Origin of the sequence: Methanobacterium veterum (assembly GCF_000745485.1) — an archaeon.
GTDB classification, from domain to species: Archaea; Methanobacteriota; Methanobacteria; order Methanobacteriales; family Methanobacteriaceae; genus Methanobacterium_D; species Methanobacterium_D veterum.
Genome location: NZ_JQJK01000009.1, coordinates 43,240 through 58,412, shown reverse-complemented (window position 1 = coordinate 58,412; position 15,173 = coordinate 43,240). Strand labels below are relative to the sequence as shown.

Below are 15,173 nucleotides of genomic sequence, written 5' to 3'. Positions count from 1 at the left end.
TAGACTTATTAAGTTTAATGCCACATCTTAAAGATTTCAATAACTTAAAAGAAGTGAGGGGTTAATTGGTGATGGTTATGTAATATTATCTTCTATTTTATTAAACAATGCTTCTGAAGTATTAATAAATTTATCTATTTTTTTGTCCAAAAGAGATTTTGCTTTTATATGAATTTCTAGACTATCCCCAGATTTTTTAAGTAAATTAAGCTCTTTAATGGTTTCATTTATTTCATCTGCAAGATTATTTAAAGACAATAAACATATAATAATCTGTGCTTCTAAATCTACCTCTGTAATCTTAGAATTTACTGAATCCCAGAATATAGTGTCTAATTTATTTAACGGGGATGAATAGGGAAAAGCATTAATATATTTTTTGTTAGCTTTAGCTCTTTTTATATTGAGTTTAATATTATCATTCACAACAAGTAATAGTCTTTTTTTAACTTTTTTACTTCTTTCTTCTTGATTTCTTTTATTTAGCCATTTATCGCTTATAGAAACCAAAAATGTCCCCAATAGTATGTAAAGGGCGCTTAAATAATTTAGTTCTGGGTGCTTAGGAAGCCAATATAGTAAATATACAATTGCAATAATTACTAAGCAAAATAGTAACGCATAGCCATAATTATATGTTTTTATTTTAATTTTTTTCATATAATCTCCTATATATATTTAATCATGCTTAGAAAGACTAAATATCCCCTAATAATTCTAATGACACCATATATTCAATAAATAATTATCTGGGATTATAGCATAAGTTTTTCCTTTTTTTCTGCCTATTGTACAGCTCACTCTGCACCAGATCCGCAACTTTTTCATGGCTGTCGCTGTATGCATCCCAAACTGAAATACACCATTTATAGATCATTTCATCTCTTTTAGGGCCTCTTGGAGCATCAAGGACATCGTAAACTGTAACATGACCTCTGGGCACTGGTAAATGAAATTTTGGCCATTCTTTCCTGTGCTTTGCCAGTTTAACATGTGCTATCTGTACTTCCCTCCCTGTAAAATCCTTTTCTAGATATAGATAAAGGCCAATAAGAGCAAAGGCAAGACCAATAGGTTTAGTATTTTCATCGGCGTATTGAGCTCCAAATGCATCAACAGCATGTTGATGAATGAACGAAGGATCGGGATGAGCTTGTGTGTAGCAGGAAAGTTTGTAGAACATTTCCTGTTCTGGTTTCTCTGAATTCATAATTGTATTCCATTATCTGGTTATATTTTGCTATTGAGTTTATGATTAGTCCTTTTATGTGTTATTTACAGTGTACCTTCTTCTTCCCTCAATTTCATCAATTTTTTTGGCTACTTCTTCATAATCATCAGCAGTTTCATACCCTTTCAATATTTCTGTAAAGCATAAATCAGCGATTTTATAATGAATGCCTCCAATAGCTTTTTTAAACACTAGAAGGTCAACACCTTTATCTTCAACCAGGTCTGAATTTTTTCCAAGCCCAAAGTCTATGAAAACTATGCTGTTATCTTTTAAAATTAAATTTGAAGTTGTAAGGTCTCCATGAATTATGCCGCAGTTGTGCAGCTTTGCTATGTTTTCACCGATTTTCCTTGAAATTACTTTTATTTCATCAAGGGAGGCATCTTCAAAAATATCTTTGATTATTTTTCCTTCGATTTTCTCTAAAACAAGAGCATGTTTCTTCCTATCTATATCATAGATAATTGGGGTCTTGACTTCGCACATTTTGGCTTCGCTTAAAAGTTTTGCCTCTTTTTTTGTCCTCTTTTTCCGCAGCCTGTGGTCAATTTCAGAAATTCTGTAACTTTTTGGGATTCTCTGTTTAACAAATGTTTCGTGATTCAGCCAGTTACCTGTGTAAATGTTTGCTTCTGCCCCTTTTTCTGCAATTTTTCCTGGTAAAACCAGATGTTTTTTTGATTTGTGCATCCAGGGAACGTCAACCTGATCTGTCCTGTACTTCTGGATTACAGTTGTATCCTCTATCTGCTGAGTTAACCCGTATTTATACATCAACTGCCCCATCCAGGCAATCATAGCTCCGTTATCTCCACAGTACTTCATTGGCGGCATATAAAACTCTGCAAAGTGTTCTTCAGCCATTATACTTACCATTTCACGCAGCCTGCTGTTTGCAGCAACCCCTCCACACAGCAGGACTTCTCGTTTTTTGGTATGGGCTAAAGCTCGCTCTGTTACTTCAACAAGCATTGAAAAAGCGGTTTCCTGCAGGCTGTAGCATACATCACTTAAGGGTTTTCCGCCTTCGTATTTCCTTAAAGCGGCAGTTAAGAGGCCTGAAAATGAAAGATCCATTCCTTTAACAGCATAGGGAAGTTTAATGTATTCTTTTGCTTTACCTGCCAGTTTTTCAACCTCTGGTCCTCCAGGGTGTCCAAGGCCAACATCTCTTGCAAACTGGTCGAGGCAATTTCCTATAGCTATATCCAGGGTTTCTCCAAATACTCTGTATCTTTCAGACTCAAAAGCGATTACCTGAGTATTGCCTCCGCTTACATAGAGCGAAACCGGATCTTCTGCACCAGTTGTGAGTTTTCCAATTTCAACATGTCCTATACAATGGTTAACTCCAACTATGGGGACATTCAGCGAAAGTGCAAGCGATCTTGCAGCAGTTGCAGTGGTTCTAAGTCCAGGTCCAAGTCCGGGGCCTCGAGAAAAAGCAACTAAATCTATGTCCTCTATATTCAGCTTTGATTCTTTAAGAGCATCTTTTATTAAAGGAACGATTGTAGCAGCATGGTGTTCTGCTGCTTCACGCGGGTGAATACCTCCACTTTCTGGAATTAGTGGTTTTCCACATGATGCGAGGATATTGCCCTCACTGTCAACGATTCCAACGCCTGTTTTTTCTGCAGTTCCTTCTATTCCAATACAAATCAATTATATCACGTCGATAAGTTTAATAAGTCTATAAATAGTTATATTTAGCTTTAAAGAGTTAGCCATTTGTTTACCAATAAATAATTACAATTTTTATGTATGTCTAACGCTCATGTCCATGATCATGTGCACACTTCATGCTTTATGTTAAATTATAATATCAATTAATTATATGAAATTATATTTAGAAGTGTAATTAACCATATAACTCATAAAAATTCAAAGTAATATCGGCACAACCATTTAGACATGAGCGTATCTAAATAGTATTGAACATGTAATTAAATAATTTTTTAGTTTTTGTTAAATATTTACTTCAGGGATATGTTGACTAAATTACCTATAATTTTGTGTATATGGCACTAATCATGTTACTTAATCTATATTTTCAGCTAAATCTGATTTAAAGCTTAAATATTCTTTTATTTAAGATTAAAATGTATTTAAATACTTGTAATTTTTTTGGTTACACTTGAAATGGATGTCTTTCGACTAAGTTTATAGGAATATGCAATAGCAGTTTTAGTTAGCTAAGTCTCAAATATTCTGTTTATGTCCTCTAATTAGAAGATGTTTAAGTTTAAAATATTTTACATGGCTTAATTTTTGATATATCTTGAAAATAAGTTTAAATTTTGCTTGAATCAAGTTACATCTCATTTCTGTGAAATCATGCAAATTATATTATATTGAATTTAACAAATAGAATGCAAATGAGTGCAATGGTTAAGGTGAATATCAATGAAAACTTTATCAGATAATGCAATTTCAGATGACATTACCATTAATAGAAATATAAAATGCTACGGATCATCAGAAGTTCTAAGTGAACTAAAGGGAAAAGATACTTTATTTTTATGTGTAATGGCAACTACAAAGACTTCCAATATCCCTGGAATAACTGGGGCAGGCGCCACACCAGAACTTACGGAGTATACTCCTGCTGCAGATCTGGAACTTGTAATATGTGGGGAACCGAAATGCCTGCCAGAAATTCCACAAACAGTGATTGACGGCGCGGCTGCCCCGACACCTGCTGTAATAACAAAAGCATCTCTTGAACTTGCAGATATTCCCATACTGGTAGTTGATGCCGGCGCGGGGATAAAGCCAGATATTCCTTACATTAAACTGGGTAATGGGCCGGGTGAAGATGTAAGGACTGGAAATGCTGTGCCGAATGCAAGAGAAATATTTGAAAAAGGGGTTTTACTTGGAAAAACTTTATCAAAATTAACAGATCACCTTGTAATTGGAGAAAGTACTCCTGCAGGCACAACTACTGCTTTAGGAGTTTTAACTGCATTAGGATACAATGCAAAGCAGAAAGTAAGCGGGAGTATGCCTGAAAATCCTCATGATTTAAAATATGGTGCAGTACGGGAGGGTCTTAAAGCTGCAGGATATGGGGAAGGAGAGACAGTAGAAGATGCTTTGCGGGCTGTTGAAATCGTTGGAGATCCAACTATCCCTGCTGTAGCGGGGATTGTAATGGGTTCCTCTATACCAATTGTGCTTGCTGGAGGTACACAGATGACTGCAGTGTGTTCTGTTATTAAAGGCATTAATCCTGAGTTTGATTTCTCTAATTTATGTATTGCAACAACTATTTTCGTTGCAGAAGATGAGACAGCGGATATTAATCAGCTAACACGTCAGGTTGCTGACATCAATATTTTTGCAGTTGACCCTGAATTTGAAAAATCTTCTGTTCCTGGGCTTAAAAGTTACTTAGACGGCTCTGTAAAAGAAGGTGTAGGTGCCGGTGGGGCGATGATGGCTGCATTACTTAAAGATATCCCTATGGATAATATAAGATTGAAAATCGAAGATTTATGTGATAAAATCTTTTAGAAAGTTGAATGGTTTTGTGAAAGGGTAAAATTCGGTATATGCTTGTAGTCAAATGAAAATAATCATTTAAACTTTAAAATAGATTGAGCCATGAAAAAACATGAAAATTTAAATAAAAAAGTTATAAAATGCTTGAAACGTATTGCACCGTCTAAATACTCTTTTCTAATTTTTATCTTGTTTTATGTATCTGGTCTAGTATTTGCAATCTTAAAACCTCAGTATGCAGTATCTTCCTTTTATTATGGGTTCTTTCTTGGTAATATGGATGTTAGTATTCAGCTGCCAGATATCATTTCATTAAATTATCTGCAGAACCATTTTATTTACTATTTAGGCCAATATTCATTTGGCATTTTTTTAAATAACATCATGTTGATGGTTTTATGTATTTTCACAGGTATTGCTATTGTCCCTGTTATGTTAACAGGTTTATTTGCCTTTTCAGGTTCTCTTACAGGCATGCTTGTAATGAAATTTGGAATTTTTAAGGCTGTTTTGATACTTTTAGGATCTTTTCATCTGCCGCTGGAGATTTTAGCTGCTCTTTTATCAATAGACGCATTTTTAAAATTTTATGGATCTTTTGCAAACATGGTATTGAAACATGATTTCGGTGCTTTTAAAAGTCGTATTAAAAATGAATTTTTGCCTTTGATTTTAAAGATTATTGTAATTTTGGCCGTTGCTGCTATGTTAGAAGTCTTTTGGAGCACCTGGTGGGTATATATCTTAACTAACCATTATATTTCGTGGTATGATTTCTATTTCGGTGTCCGCTCTGTTTTTGTATACTAATTTTTCAGATAATAGAAAGCTTTAAATATCATTTATGTTAGAATTACATAACATGATGTTAGAAATTTATAACTTTATGTTGGAAATAAATAACTTAAAGGGGAGTTAAATATTTAATGCCGTGAAAATATGGAAAATAAATTTAAGTATATGATATTGGGATTTTTGGTGATTGTGGGAATTTTAGGATATATATTTAAATCAAACAGTATGCTGTATTATCTCCTTATTTCCTTACTAGGGGGTTATTTGATATCAACAGCAGTTGATCATTTATTAAAAGAAGCAAAAAACAAAGGGAAAATGAACCTACTTACCTGGTTTGGGTCTGCAGTATTAATTCTGTCAGGGATTATGGTGATGGTTCTTGATGTAACAAACATTGTTTTTTGGAATTCTGGTATTTTTAGGATTATTTGCCTTAATGATCAGCTTTTTTTACTATATTGGCATGGAAGAGCCTAAAGATGAACGTTTGAAGAAAATAGGGACTACTGCTACCACTTACTCGTGGCATCTAACTTTACTTATCCTATGTTCTATCCTTATTTCTAGTATATGGTCTGGAGATAAGAGTGTCAGCATAGCTAGCTTAGGTTTGATATTGTTTGTTATGGTGGCTACAATGCTTGGCGTTAATATTTATTTAAACAGAAAGGGTGATGTAGACTAATTAATAAGATTTTAAATTTCTAAATCTTGAATTATTGTATAAAACAGCTATATGGCTGAAAATGGAGAGAGGTGAATATAATGGACACAGAATTCAATTATTACTGGGGCTCATTGGGAATTTTAGGCTTAATGGGATATGTACTGGAAAATCCGATATATTATATCTTTTTTGCGTTCTTCTTGCTTTTTTTAGTGCCTATTTTTAATAAATTTAGAAAGAAAGAGGATAATGAAAGAAATAAAAGTAAATTTAGCAATTATGACATGTATAATGTAAGTATATGGTTTGGATCAGCTGCTTTAATGGTTTCTGGACTTGTAATGATAGTTACAAAAACCATGAGTGACTTACTCTCAGTTCTCCTCCTTTTGGGTATAATGGGCTTGATGACTAATTTCTTTACATATGTGGGGATGGATAAAAAAGCTCGAGATGAACGTTTAAGGAAAATAGGAACATTTGCAGCAACTTATTCATGGTATATAACTTTAATATTTGTTACTTTCCTTGTATTAAATATGTACTGGGGGCAAAATATACACAACCCAATTGAATTAATGGGAGTGACTATTTTTGTTATGGTATCTACTATGCTTATAGCTAATACAGTTTTAAGCCGTAGGGGCGACATAGAATAAGTGGGATCATATGAAAACCAGAATAAAAGAATTCAGGGCAAAATACAATTTAACTCAGGCTGAACTTGCTGAAAAAGTTGGTGTCAGGAGGGAAACTATTGTATTTCTTGAAAAGGGCAAATATAACCCTTCGCTTAAGTTAGCCCATGATATTGCTGTAATTTTAGAAACTAGTATTGATGAACTGTTTATTTTTGAGGAATAACAGTTGGAAAAATTATTTTTTATAAAAATGGGAAAAAAGAAAGTAGTTTTTATAAATGGTAAATATAACCTAAAATTATAGCTAGAGGACCTATTATCCAGCAGTAGTAAGCAAATGGAAGTAAATTCCTTTCCTTTATTAATTTTAACATAAATCTCACTGCAAGGTAACCGCTTATAATTGCAGCTATAAAACCAGCTATGGCAGCTACACTACCGATATCCATCATAGAACCGATGTCCTTTGCCTGTACGAGGGCAGCACCAAGTATGGCTGGTATGGACAGTAAAAAGCTGTAACGTGCTGCTAATTCTTTATCTACTCCTAAAAATAGCCCGGCTGAAATTGTAGCTCCAGAACGTGATATTCCGGGGGCTATAGCAAATGCCTGAGCAATACCTATTATTATGGAGTTTTTAAGGCTCATTTCTTTTAGGCTTGTTTTGTTGCTGATTCTTCGGGACACCATTTCTGATCCCCAAAGTAAGAACCCAGTTATAATTAAAAATACACCTACAATAGGCACGCTGTTAAATAAGCTTTCAAAGCTGGATTTAAAGAGAATCCCTGCTAATCCTGCAGGTATAGTACCAATTATTACAAACCATGCTAATTTTTTGAACTGGTCTTCTTGCAGGCCTTTTCGGAACTGGCCTCTGAATATGTCTATTAAACTTGAAAAGAATGACTTTAACATATTTATTATATCATTCCAGAAATAGGCCACTACAGCTACTAATGTTCCAATATGTAACAGAGTATCATAAGCTAGGCTTGAAGTAGTCCCTATGAGGTAAGGAACAAATACCAGGTGAGCCGAGCTGCTTACAGGCAGGAATTCGGTTAGTCCCTGAACAATTCCTAGAATTAATGCTTGAATTATATCCATTTTATCACCAAAATATTATATTTAATAGAAATTGAGTTAAAATTATTATTAATTTGAAATGCATTTTAACTCGTGTACGTTTATAATAAGAACTTAATATACATTATCATCATAAAATTAGTAGATAATTTTAACCGAAAAATGGTTTTGGGGATTATCGTACCTTTATATAGTATTAAATGAATTTAATAGTGATTTTATGAAGAAATGGATTTTTATATTAACTGTCTTAGCTTTAATTATTGCAGTCTCGGGATGTACAACAAGTCAACCCGCACCGGCTAATAAAACTTATTCTGCAAATGGTTTATCATTCATTTATCCTGGAACTTGGAGTGAACTAGATAAAACAGCTTATCAAAGTGTTTTAGATGATAAAGGTGAAATATTAGCAGCTGTAGGTGATGGATCTACAATTTTTGGGGTTGCCAGGCTTAAAAATATTAAGAATCAGACAGATGTCACATTGAACAGTTTGGTAATATATTATAATGCTACGCTAAATGCTAACGGTACAAAATATGTATCAGAAGGCTCTGTAACTGTTGATGGAGTTAAAGGTTATGAAATAACTGTAAAAGCATCGGAAAATTATTTATCGGGTATTTTGTTTATTAAAAATCGTACAGCTTATCTAGCTGTTTTTGAATCCTCTGATAATAATCAAAAAACGCTTAATCAGATATTGAATAGCTTTAAAATACCTTAAATTTTATTTTTTTAACATATTATATTCTAGTTGTCCTTTATATAAAAATTCATGCATTTAAGAAAGAAATTTTAATAGAATGTATGTATAAGTTTTAAGATTTAAGTTTTAACTTAGAAGTTATAACTTCTTACTGATCAACTTCTAACAACATTTTTATTATAAATTTTAACTTATAACTTCTCACAGACTAACTTCTAACTATTTTTTCTTATAACGTGGAACTTATAAGTTTTAACTGACCAACTTCTAACTATTTTTCCTTATAACTTTTAACTTATAACTTCCTACAGACTAACTTCTAACAACATTTTAAAACTTATAATCGAATTATCATACTTTTTATAATGATAGATTTAAAAATTAGACTTTAACATTGAATATGATTAATAATGCTAGCACTAGCATTATTATTAACTGTCCCACGTTCCTTATCAAAAAAGAATAATCAAGATTACTTTTAGATTTTTTGTATAGTATACCAAATTTGTTACCACAATTAGGACATTTATACGCTGTTCCGAAAAGATTGGGATATTCCTGTTTTAATAATTTATCTTTGAAGCCACAAATGGGACATTCATCCTTTAAAAAATATTTAAATTGACATTGTGGGCAAAATAACCAACCTTGATCTGAAGAACCCATTCTACCTTCAAAACCACATCTTAAGCATTTATATACTTTGTTTAAAGGAATGTAATCATAAAAATGTAATTTCCCTCCACATTCACACCTATCTAAATATTCATCGGGTGTTTCCCAGTCTTCTATTCTGTAGTATTCTCTACATTTTTCGCATACAAGATATGGCATGGAAGTACCTCTTTAATTAGATATTATTTTTAAATAATAAAGTTTTTATTTAAGTCTAGTAATTGAATTGAGGGGGTCACGCTACTATGAACGATTGTTGGATCAGTTATAACTTATAACAAATAACTTAAAATTTATAACTTTTAGTTAAAAAACAGCTAAAAACACTTAAAATCAATGAATTGACAAAAATAGGATGTATAAGTCCTCAGGTTTTAAGTTATAACTTATAACTTATATCTTCAAACTTGTAACTTATAAAAAATAATTTTTGAAAAGATAAAAAAAATATTAAAAAAAGGAAGTAAGTTTCATGTTAATAATTTTAACTTTCAACCTAATCAATGAAGGTTAACCAGCCGTGTTCATCTTCCTCAACACCTCCAACGATGTTGAAGAACTTTGTCTGTAATTTTTCTGTGATTTCCCCTCTTTTTCCATTTCCTATTTTTATCCCGTCAACAGATCTGACAGGGGTAACTTCAGCGGCTGTACCTGTCATGAAAATTTCATCTGCAAGGTAGAGCATTTCCCTTGGAATTGCTTCCTCATTTACTTTAATTTCCATGTCTTGAGCTAATTTAGTTATAGAGTCCCTTGTAATTCCTGAAAGGAGAGATAAAGAAGCGTGTGGAGTGTACAGTTCACCATCTTTAACTAAAAATATATTTTCACCGCTTCCTTCACTAACTGTTCCATGGTAATCGAGCATTATTGCCTCATCGAAGCCGTTGCTTACAGATTCCATCTTTGCCAGTTGAGAATTCATATAGTTGGCCCCTGCCTTTGCCATATTAGGGAGTGTGTTTGGCGCCATTCGCCTCCATGTTGAGACACCTATATCTACACCATTTTCAATGGCATCATCACCAAGATATTTTCCCCATTCCCATGCTGCAATTACAGTATCCATAGGGCAGTTCAAGGGGTAAACACCTAATTCCCTGTATCCTCTAAATGCAATAGGCCGTATATAACAGTCTTTTAAGTTATTAACCTTTACAGTCTCGATTATAGCATCGCAAATTTCATCTACGGTGTATGGAATTTCCATCCTGTAGATCTTTCCAGAATTAAACAACCTTTCAACGTGCTCCCGCAAACGCAATACTGCAGAGCCTTTTTTCGTGTTATAGCATCTTATGCCCTCAAATACGCTTGAACCGTAGTGAACAACGTGAGATAGAACATGTATGTTTGCGTCTTTCCAGTTAACGAATTCACCGTTAAACCATATTTTTCCAGTTTCATCAAAAGCCATTGTTATCCCTCTTTTAAACTTTGATTAATTTTAAGAAATCAATGTATTACGCCTAAATCATATTCCGGCTATTAAATTTGATTTATTTTTCTATGCAATATTTATCTATAGTATATAATAAAATGTAGGAATATAAAAATCAGTTGATAATTTGAATTAATTTAGGAAAAGTTTATATAGGAACAAAGCTTAAATTTCATTTTCCGAAGTTTATTTCTCAAGGTTTTTTTGGAAAAAGTTTATATACGTTACTTGACAATAGTCAAAAATACGCATAAAGGGCCGGTGGTCTAGGGGTATGATACCTCGCTTACAACGAGGTGATCACGAGTTCGAATCTCGTCCGGCCCATTAGAATAACTAACTATTTTTTTCTAGCATTAATTAATCAAAATTCAAGTTTTAGCATGTTAACTATTTATTCTACTTTTCAATCAATATTTAAAAAGGTCAGTGATTTTTAAAATTTAAAATAACAAAAGGAGTACTTCATCTATTAAATAAGATTAAAATAGAATTTTAGAAAATTTTCCTATTTTTAAAGATTTTAGAAATTATTAGTTAAGTTATAACTCTTAAAAATCTTTGATTTTTAATGCCTACAAAACTAAAAGTTTTGTGGCCGGAAAAATTTTCAATTTTTCCATGTTTGCAAAACTGAAAGTTAGAAAAACTGTCAAAAACAAAGATTTTGATTGCTTTTTCTAACCTTTCGGAAATCAAAGATTTTCAACCGTGAAAATTTTCAATTTTCACATGCCCCAAACGCTTTGCGTTTGAAGGTCCCAAAAAAGTTGAACTTACAAAAAATATATGATATTTGAAAGTTTTTGAGGAGTTAGCACGTTAATTTATGTTAAGAATATCAGTGCTATGTATATAATCAGGGTCACGAAAAATACGGTACTTCCCCTTATTAGAGTTACAGTTATATCTCTTTCTACAGCCATTACTATTCCATAAGACAGCACAGCTGCAATAAAAATTCTTAAAATCCCTAAAAGTGCCTTATTTATGTGTATAAGGTAAGGTATAAGTGTTGAAACAGCTAATACGATTATAATAAGCGCTATTGGGTTACTTAATAAAGTTTTACCCCATTTTTTTAAGTTAGCGGATGTATCATCATGGGATATATTCCTTTTCTTCCCGGTCAGAGAACCTCGTCTACCTCGACTTAGGAAGGAACTACCTGCAGAATCAGAAGGGAGTACATAGGTTTCTTCATCTTCGCTTTCTTCTTCCTCATCATAGTTTTGATAAGTTTCTACATTCTTCTTAGAAAGTGATTTAGCGATATTCATCAATTCATCTTTATCTATGAGTGCGATATTTCTACCATTTGCATAACTCAGGGCATTATCTGAAAAAGTTGAGGTTGTTATAACTATTACTTTGGATGCCTGGAGGGTTTTTGCTACCATTTCCATCTCTTTAAGCACATCTAAACCTACTTTCCATCTTTCTTCGTAATTTTTGCATGCTACTACTACGCTAATATCTCCTAAAACAGTAGGTAAAACTCCGTATATATCTACAAGGTGTTTTGATGTCTTAAAGTATTTATGAACCTTAAATCCAGATTTTTCCATGATTTTAGCTACAAAATCGACCAATCTATTTTTTTCCAACTTCCTCACCCTTGAATTGGAGATATTCAATTATATTAGATGTATCACTGTTTTATAAATGATTTATATTTCCGTATTTTCATTATTTAATATGTAGTATTTACTTTTAACTGATGACATAAATAATATTTATTTTTATTAACTTCCAGTAACCTTTTTGAATGTTGAAATATAGATATGTGCATCATGCGAATTTTGATAACTAATGATGACGGGGTTAACTCATCGGGGATTGTAGCAGCAAAAGATGCTGTTCGTGAACTGGGGGATATCTATGTCGTGGCACCAGCAACACAGCAAAGCGGAATAGGACACGCACTCACACTTTTTGAACCAATGAGAGTTAGTTCATCTAATTTACGGGATGGAAGCAGGGCTTATTCAGTTTCAGGAACACCAACAGACTCTTTAATACTTGGAATGTATGAAATAATGGATGAAAAACCAGATTTAGTTATTTCAGGTATTAATATTGGTGAAAATTTAGGTATGGCAGAACTTACAACTTCGGGCACCATAGGCGCGGCAATGGAGGCCGCTGCTCATGGAGTACCTGCTATAGCTGCTTCTATACAGGTTACAAGGGATGATATTAAATTTCATGATGGCCATGTAGACCTTGATTTCAGCTTCGCTCAGAAAGTTATAAAAAGACTTTCCAAGATGATCATCAAAAAAGGTCTTCCTGAAGGAATTGATCTTTTAAATTTAAACATCCCTTCACACCCAGAAAGCCATAAAATTAAATTAACGCGGCTTGGAAAGAGAATGTATTCTATCCATATTCAAAAAAGACTTGATCCAAGGGGAAGAGAATATTACTGGATCGCAGGGGATCCTGTAGGAGTAGATGAAGAGGGTACTGATGTGCATGTGCTCAGATACGATAAATGCCCTACTATAACTCCTGTATCGCTTGATTGTACCTCTGATCTTCATTTAATGAAAGATTGGCTCGAATAAATAAAATTTTTTTTATTTTTAAATAGTCTATCGTGATCTGATGGAAATCTTAGATATAAACGGAAAACAAATCCAGAGGAATCTGCAGGTTAAGTACATAAGGACGCATACAACTGGAAATGTAATTGATATTCTAGTTAAAGAGGATGCTATATGGATTAAGCTTGATTCCAGCGGCCTTTATTATAGAAGTGATTATATTGAGGTCATCGAGAATAATGAAGCCTATATAAAGTCCTATAAAAAGAAAAATAGGTTAAGGTCTGGAAAATTTGACGTTGCAAATCCTGCTGTGATTTCTGATCATGCAGACGGCCCTGGTTACGGCGGGGGCTGAATTTTTATTTTTTTAAACCAGTAAATTTCTTTTAAATTTAGTAAATTAATTTAAATATCTAGTTCTTGCATTATATCTTACTATGTACTATGTTTGTTTTTATGGAGCAATATTGCTCTTTTAGAGCAATTAGAACTCTTAAATCAATCTTAATATAGTTAGTTTTATATATTAGGATATTTATTAACTGATTATTAAGTTTGAATTCCCAAATTATTAAATATATCATTTAATCTTCTACTATAGATCCTTATAAACATTAGAGATGCAATTTTGGGTGAATTACTGGCTGCAGAATATATTGTAGTGAAATACTTAAGCAATGATTTAATATTGAAAGGTATCATCTTAAATAAGGAGTAATCAACATGTCCAGGATAACATTTTTAGATAATGCATCGGGAAGTAAAAACACTTGGTGGAGATACATTTTAACCATTATTTTAACATGGCCAGTACCTATGGCAGTGACAGCAGTAATTTTTATCCCTGTCTTCATAATTCTGGGATTAATAGCGTTAGCAACTAATACTCCAGACATGTCTTATGCAATCGCTTCAAATCCTTTATTTGAGCTTGTATTAACAGGTATATCTGCTGCAATTTCGATTTTACTCCTTTATTTATGCATAGAATTTATCCATAAAAGAAAATTCATATCCATAATTAACACGGTCTGTAGAGTAGATTGGGTAAGAATATTAAAAGGTGCAGGAATATGGTTTGCTATTTTAACAGTCGGGTCATTAATTGAGTTAATAATTGATCCCAGCAGTGTTAAAGTAACTTTTAATCCAAGTACATTCATTTTCCTCCTGCTTTTGAGTTTACTGGTATTCCCACTCCAAGCATCCTTTGAAGAGCTGTTTTTTAGGGGATATCTTATGCAGGCAGTAGGGGTACTCACAAAAAAGCCAATAATCCCTTTAATGGTTACATCTGTCATTTTTGCGGCTCTTCACTTCTGGAACGGTACAGATACCATTACAAGTGTGGATATAGTACTCCAGGTGTTTATTATTGGAATAACATTAGGTATAATAACTTTGGGAGAAAATAGGCTGGAAACAGCAATGGGAGTGCACATTGCAAACAATATTTTTGTCTCTGTAGTAGTTAATAGTGCAAGTGGCGGATTTGAAGGTCTTCCATCTATATTAACATCATATGGGACTCCTAATCCGGTAACAGATGTTCCAATATTTGTTTTATATGCTTTAGCATTGATAGGCGTTGTTTTTTGGAATAAAAAAGATATGTTACTCAATATTTTCAGGGATACAGTGGATGTAGAACTGGATAAAATTGAAGCTAAAGAAATTTAATTAATGAATTTAAGGAGGTGAATTATGATACAAACGGTAACAACTACTACAACTACAGTTACAACAGAACAGGTAGTTGGGTTCTTTGTAGGCGTAATTATTGTTTTGCTGGTTATATGGTTAATTATAAGATATAAAAAGAAAAATCAAGGGGTATAAAATAAAAATACAG

The 15,173-nt window shown here is 32.9% G+C and carries 17 protein-coding genes and 1 tRNA gene; 11 read left to right on the top strand and 7 right to left on the bottom strand.

Translation table 11 applies throughout. The features are described from left to right. Positions 1 to 75 precede the first annotated feature (75 nt). The 3 genes from EJ01_RS03900 to EJ01_RS03890 form a co-directional block, all read right to left on the bottom strand. Positions 76 to 660 (bottom strand): hypothetical protein, encoded by a 585-nt coding sequence (locus EJ01_RS03900; protein ID WP_048081996.1) that lies wholly within the window; start codon positions 658 to 660, stop codon positions 76 to 78. Between the two features lie 85 nt (positions 661 to 745). After that, positions 746 to 1,210: a DUF5946 family protein gene (locus tag EJ01_RS03895; RefSeq protein ID WP_048081997.1), complete on the bottom strand. Its 465-nt coding sequence runs from the start codon at positions 1,208 to 1,210 to the stop codon at positions 746 to 748. A 54-nt stretch (positions 1,211 to 1,264) separates the two neighbouring features. Further along, complete coding sequence (locus tag EJ01_RS03890; protein WP_048081998.1) at positions 1,265 to 2,899, bottom strand: bifunctional N(6)-L-threonylcarbamoyladenine synthase/serine/threonine protein kinase; 1,635 nt, start codon at positions 2,897 to 2,899, stop codon at positions 1,265 to 1,267. A 741-nt stretch (positions 2,900 to 3,640) separates the two neighbouring features. On the opposite strand from EJ01_RS03890, the gene cobT reads away from it, so the two are divergent. The 5 genes from cobT to EJ01_RS03865 all read left to right on the top strand — a co-directional run bounded on the left by cobT (position 3,641) and on the right by EJ01_RS03865 (position 7,070). Next, positions 3,641 to 4,753 carry a nicotinate mononucleotide-dependent phosphoribosyltransferase CobT gene (gene cobT / locus EJ01_RS03885; RefSeq protein ID WP_084689130.1) on the top strand — a complete coding sequence of 371 codons (1,113 nt, stop codon included), beginning with the start codon at positions 3,641 to 3,643 and terminating at the stop codon, positions 4,751 to 4,753. Positions 4,754 to 4,843: 90 nt separating this feature from the next. Beyond that, the gene (locus EJ01_RS03880; protein ID WP_048081999.1) at positions 4,844 to 5,551 is read left to right on the top strand and encodes a stage II sporulation protein M; all 708 of its coding nucleotides are present in this window, start codon (positions 4,844 to 4,846) and stop codon (positions 5,549 to 5,551) included. 129 nt (positions 5,552 to 5,680) lie between these two features. Next, positions 5,681 to 6,016, top strand: a complete 336-nt coding sequence (locus EJ01_RS03875) for a hypothetical protein (protein WP_048082000.1) — start codon at positions 5,681 to 5,683, stop codon at positions 6,014 to 6,016. A gap of 288 nt (positions 6,017 to 6,304) precedes the next feature. Next, a complete protein-coding gene (locus EJ01_RS03870; RefSeq protein WP_048082001.1) occupies positions 6,305 to 6,865 on the top strand; it encodes a hypothetical protein in 561 nt (186 codons plus the stop codon). Positions 6,866 to 6,875: 10 nt separating this feature from the next. Continuing rightward, positions 6,876 to 7,070, top strand: coding sequence for a helix-turn-helix transcriptional regulator (locus EJ01_RS03865; RefSeq protein WP_048082002.1), 195 nt, complete (start codon positions 6,876 to 6,878; stop codon positions 7,068 to 7,070). Between the two features lie 49 nt (positions 7,071 to 7,119). Here EJ01_RS03865 and uppP read toward each other — a convergent pair whose 3' ends face one another. Further along, entirely contained in the window at positions 7,120 to 7,959 is an 840-nt protein-coding gene (gene uppP, locus EJ01_RS03860; RefSeq protein WP_048082003.1) for an undecaprenyl-diphosphatase UppP, read from the bottom strand. 199 nt (positions 7,960 to 8,158) lie between these two features. On the opposite strand from uppP, the gene EJ01_RS03855 reads away from it, so the two are divergent. Beyond that, positions 8,159 to 8,668: a PsbP-related protein gene (locus EJ01_RS03855; RefSeq protein WP_048082004.1), complete on the top strand. Its 510-nt coding sequence runs from the start codon at positions 8,159 to 8,161 to the stop codon at positions 8,666 to 8,668. Between the two features lie 363 nt (positions 8,669 to 9,031). Here the strand turns inward: EJ01_RS03855 and EJ01_RS16325 are convergent, their stop codons facing one another. Both EJ01_RS16325 and EJ01_RS03845 read right to left on the bottom strand, forming a co-directional pair. Continuing rightward, positions 9,032 to 9,484, bottom strand: a complete 453-nt coding sequence (locus EJ01_RS16325; protein WP_052375820.1) for a hypothetical protein — start codon at positions 9,482 to 9,484, stop codon at positions 9,032 to 9,034. A gap of 337 nt (positions 9,485 to 9,821) precedes the next feature. After that, a complete protein-coding gene (locus EJ01_RS03845) occupies positions 9,822 to 10,745 on the bottom strand; it encodes a branched-chain amino acid transaminase (protein ID WP_048082005.1) in 924 nt (307 codons plus the stop codon). A 279-nt stretch (positions 10,746 to 11,024) separates the two neighbouring features. Here EJ01_RS03845 and EJ01_RS03840 point away from each other — a divergent pair. Next, positions 11,025 to 11,096, top strand: a tRNA-Val gene (locus tag EJ01_RS03840). Between the two features lie 500 nt (positions 11,097 to 11,596). On the opposite strand, the gene EJ01_RS03835 is transcribed toward EJ01_RS03840, so the two are convergent. After that, positions 11,597 to 12,385: a restriction endonuclease gene (locus EJ01_RS03835; RefSeq protein WP_169740438.1), complete on the bottom strand. Its 789-nt coding sequence runs from the start codon at positions 12,383 to 12,385 to the stop codon at positions 11,597 to 11,599. 177 nt (positions 12,386 to 12,562) lie between these two features. Here EJ01_RS03835 and surE point away from each other — a divergent pair, with 177 nt between their 5' ends. The 4 genes from surE (at position 12,563) to EJ01_RS17945 (ending at position 15,160) form a co-directional block, all read left to right on the top strand. Next, positions 12,563 to 13,339 (top strand): 5'/3'-nucleotidase SurE, encoded by a 777-nt coding sequence (gene surE, locus EJ01_RS03830; RefSeq protein ID WP_048082007.1) that lies wholly within the window; start codon positions 12,563 to 12,565, stop codon positions 13,337 to 13,339. 40 nt (positions 13,340 to 13,379) lie between these two features. Beyond that, on the top strand, positions 13,380 to 13,676 hold the full coding sequence (locus EJ01_RS03825) for a DUF2098 domain-containing protein (RefSeq protein ID WP_048082008.1): 297 nt from the start codon (positions 13,380 to 13,382) through the stop codon (positions 13,674 to 13,676). Between the two features lie 368 nt (positions 13,677 to 14,044). Then, complete coding sequence (locus tag EJ01_RS03820) at positions 14,045 to 15,001, top strand: type II CAAX endopeptidase family protein (protein ID WP_048082009.1); 957 nt, start codon at positions 14,045 to 14,047, stop codon at positions 14,999 to 15,001. Positions 15,002 to 15,025: 24 nt separating this feature from the next. Further along, positions 15,026 to 15,160, top strand: a complete 135-nt coding sequence (locus tag EJ01_RS17945; RefSeq protein ID WP_269221157.1) for a hypothetical protein — start codon at positions 15,026 to 15,028, stop codon at positions 15,158 to 15,160. The last annotated feature ends 13 nt before the right edge of the window (positions 15,161 to 15,173 follow it).

Bases quoted from the DNA above. Each gene is read 5' to 3' on its own strand.
- EJ01_RS03900 (WP_048081996.1), bottom strand. From the start codon at position 660: ATGAAAAAAATTAAAATAAAAACATATAATTATGGCTATGCGTTACTA.
- EJ01_RS03895 (WP_048081997.1), bottom strand. From the start codon at position 1,210: ATGAATTCAGAGAAACCAGAACAGGAAATGTTCTACAAACTTTCCTGC.
- cobT (WP_084689130.1), top strand. From the start codon at position 3,641: ATGAAAACTTTATCAGATAATGCAATTTCAGATGACATTACCATTAAT.
- EJ01_RS03880 (WP_048081999.1), top strand. From the start codon at position 4,844: ATGAAAAAACATGAAAATTTAAATAAAAAAGTTATAAAATGCTTGAAA.
- EJ01_RS03875 (WP_048082000.1), top strand. From the start codon at position 5,681: ATGGAAAATAAATTTAAGTATATGATATTGGGATTTTTGGTGATTGTG.
- EJ01_RS03870 (WP_048082001.1), top strand. From the start codon at position 6,305: ATGGACACAGAATTCAATTATTACTGGGGCTCATTGGGAATTTTAGGC.
- EJ01_RS03865 (WP_048082002.1), top strand. From the start codon at position 6,876: ATGAAAACCAGAATAAAAGAATTCAGGGCAAAATACAATTTAACTCAG.
- uppP (WP_048082003.1), bottom strand. From the start codon at position 7,959: ATGGATATAATTCAAGCATTAATTCTAGGAATTGTTCAGGGACTAACC.
- EJ01_RS03855 (WP_048082004.1), top strand. From the start codon at position 8,159: ATGAAGAAATGGATTTTTATATTAACTGTCTTAGCTTTAATTATTGCA.
- EJ01_RS16325 (WP_052375820.1), bottom strand. From the start codon at position 9,484: ATGCCATATCTTGTATGCGAAAAATGTAGAGAATACTACAGAATAGAA.
- EJ01_RS03845 (WP_048082005.1), bottom strand. From the start codon at position 10,745: ATGGCTTTTGATGAAACTGGAAAAATATGGTTTAACGGTGAATTCGTT.
- surE (WP_048082007.1), top strand. From the start codon at position 12,563: ATGCGAATTTTGATAACTAATGATGACGGGGTTAACTCATCGGGGATT.
- EJ01_RS03825 (WP_048082008.1), top strand. From the start codon at position 13,380: ATGGAAATCTTAGATATAAACGGAAAACAAATCCAGAGGAATCTGCAG.
- EJ01_RS03820 (WP_048082009.1), top strand. From the start codon at position 14,045: ATGTCCAGGATAACATTTTTAGATAATGCATCGGGAAGTAAAAACACT.
- EJ01_RS17945 (WP_269221157.1), top strand. From the start codon at position 15,026: ATGATACAAACGGTAACAACTACTACAACTACAGTTACAACAGAACAG.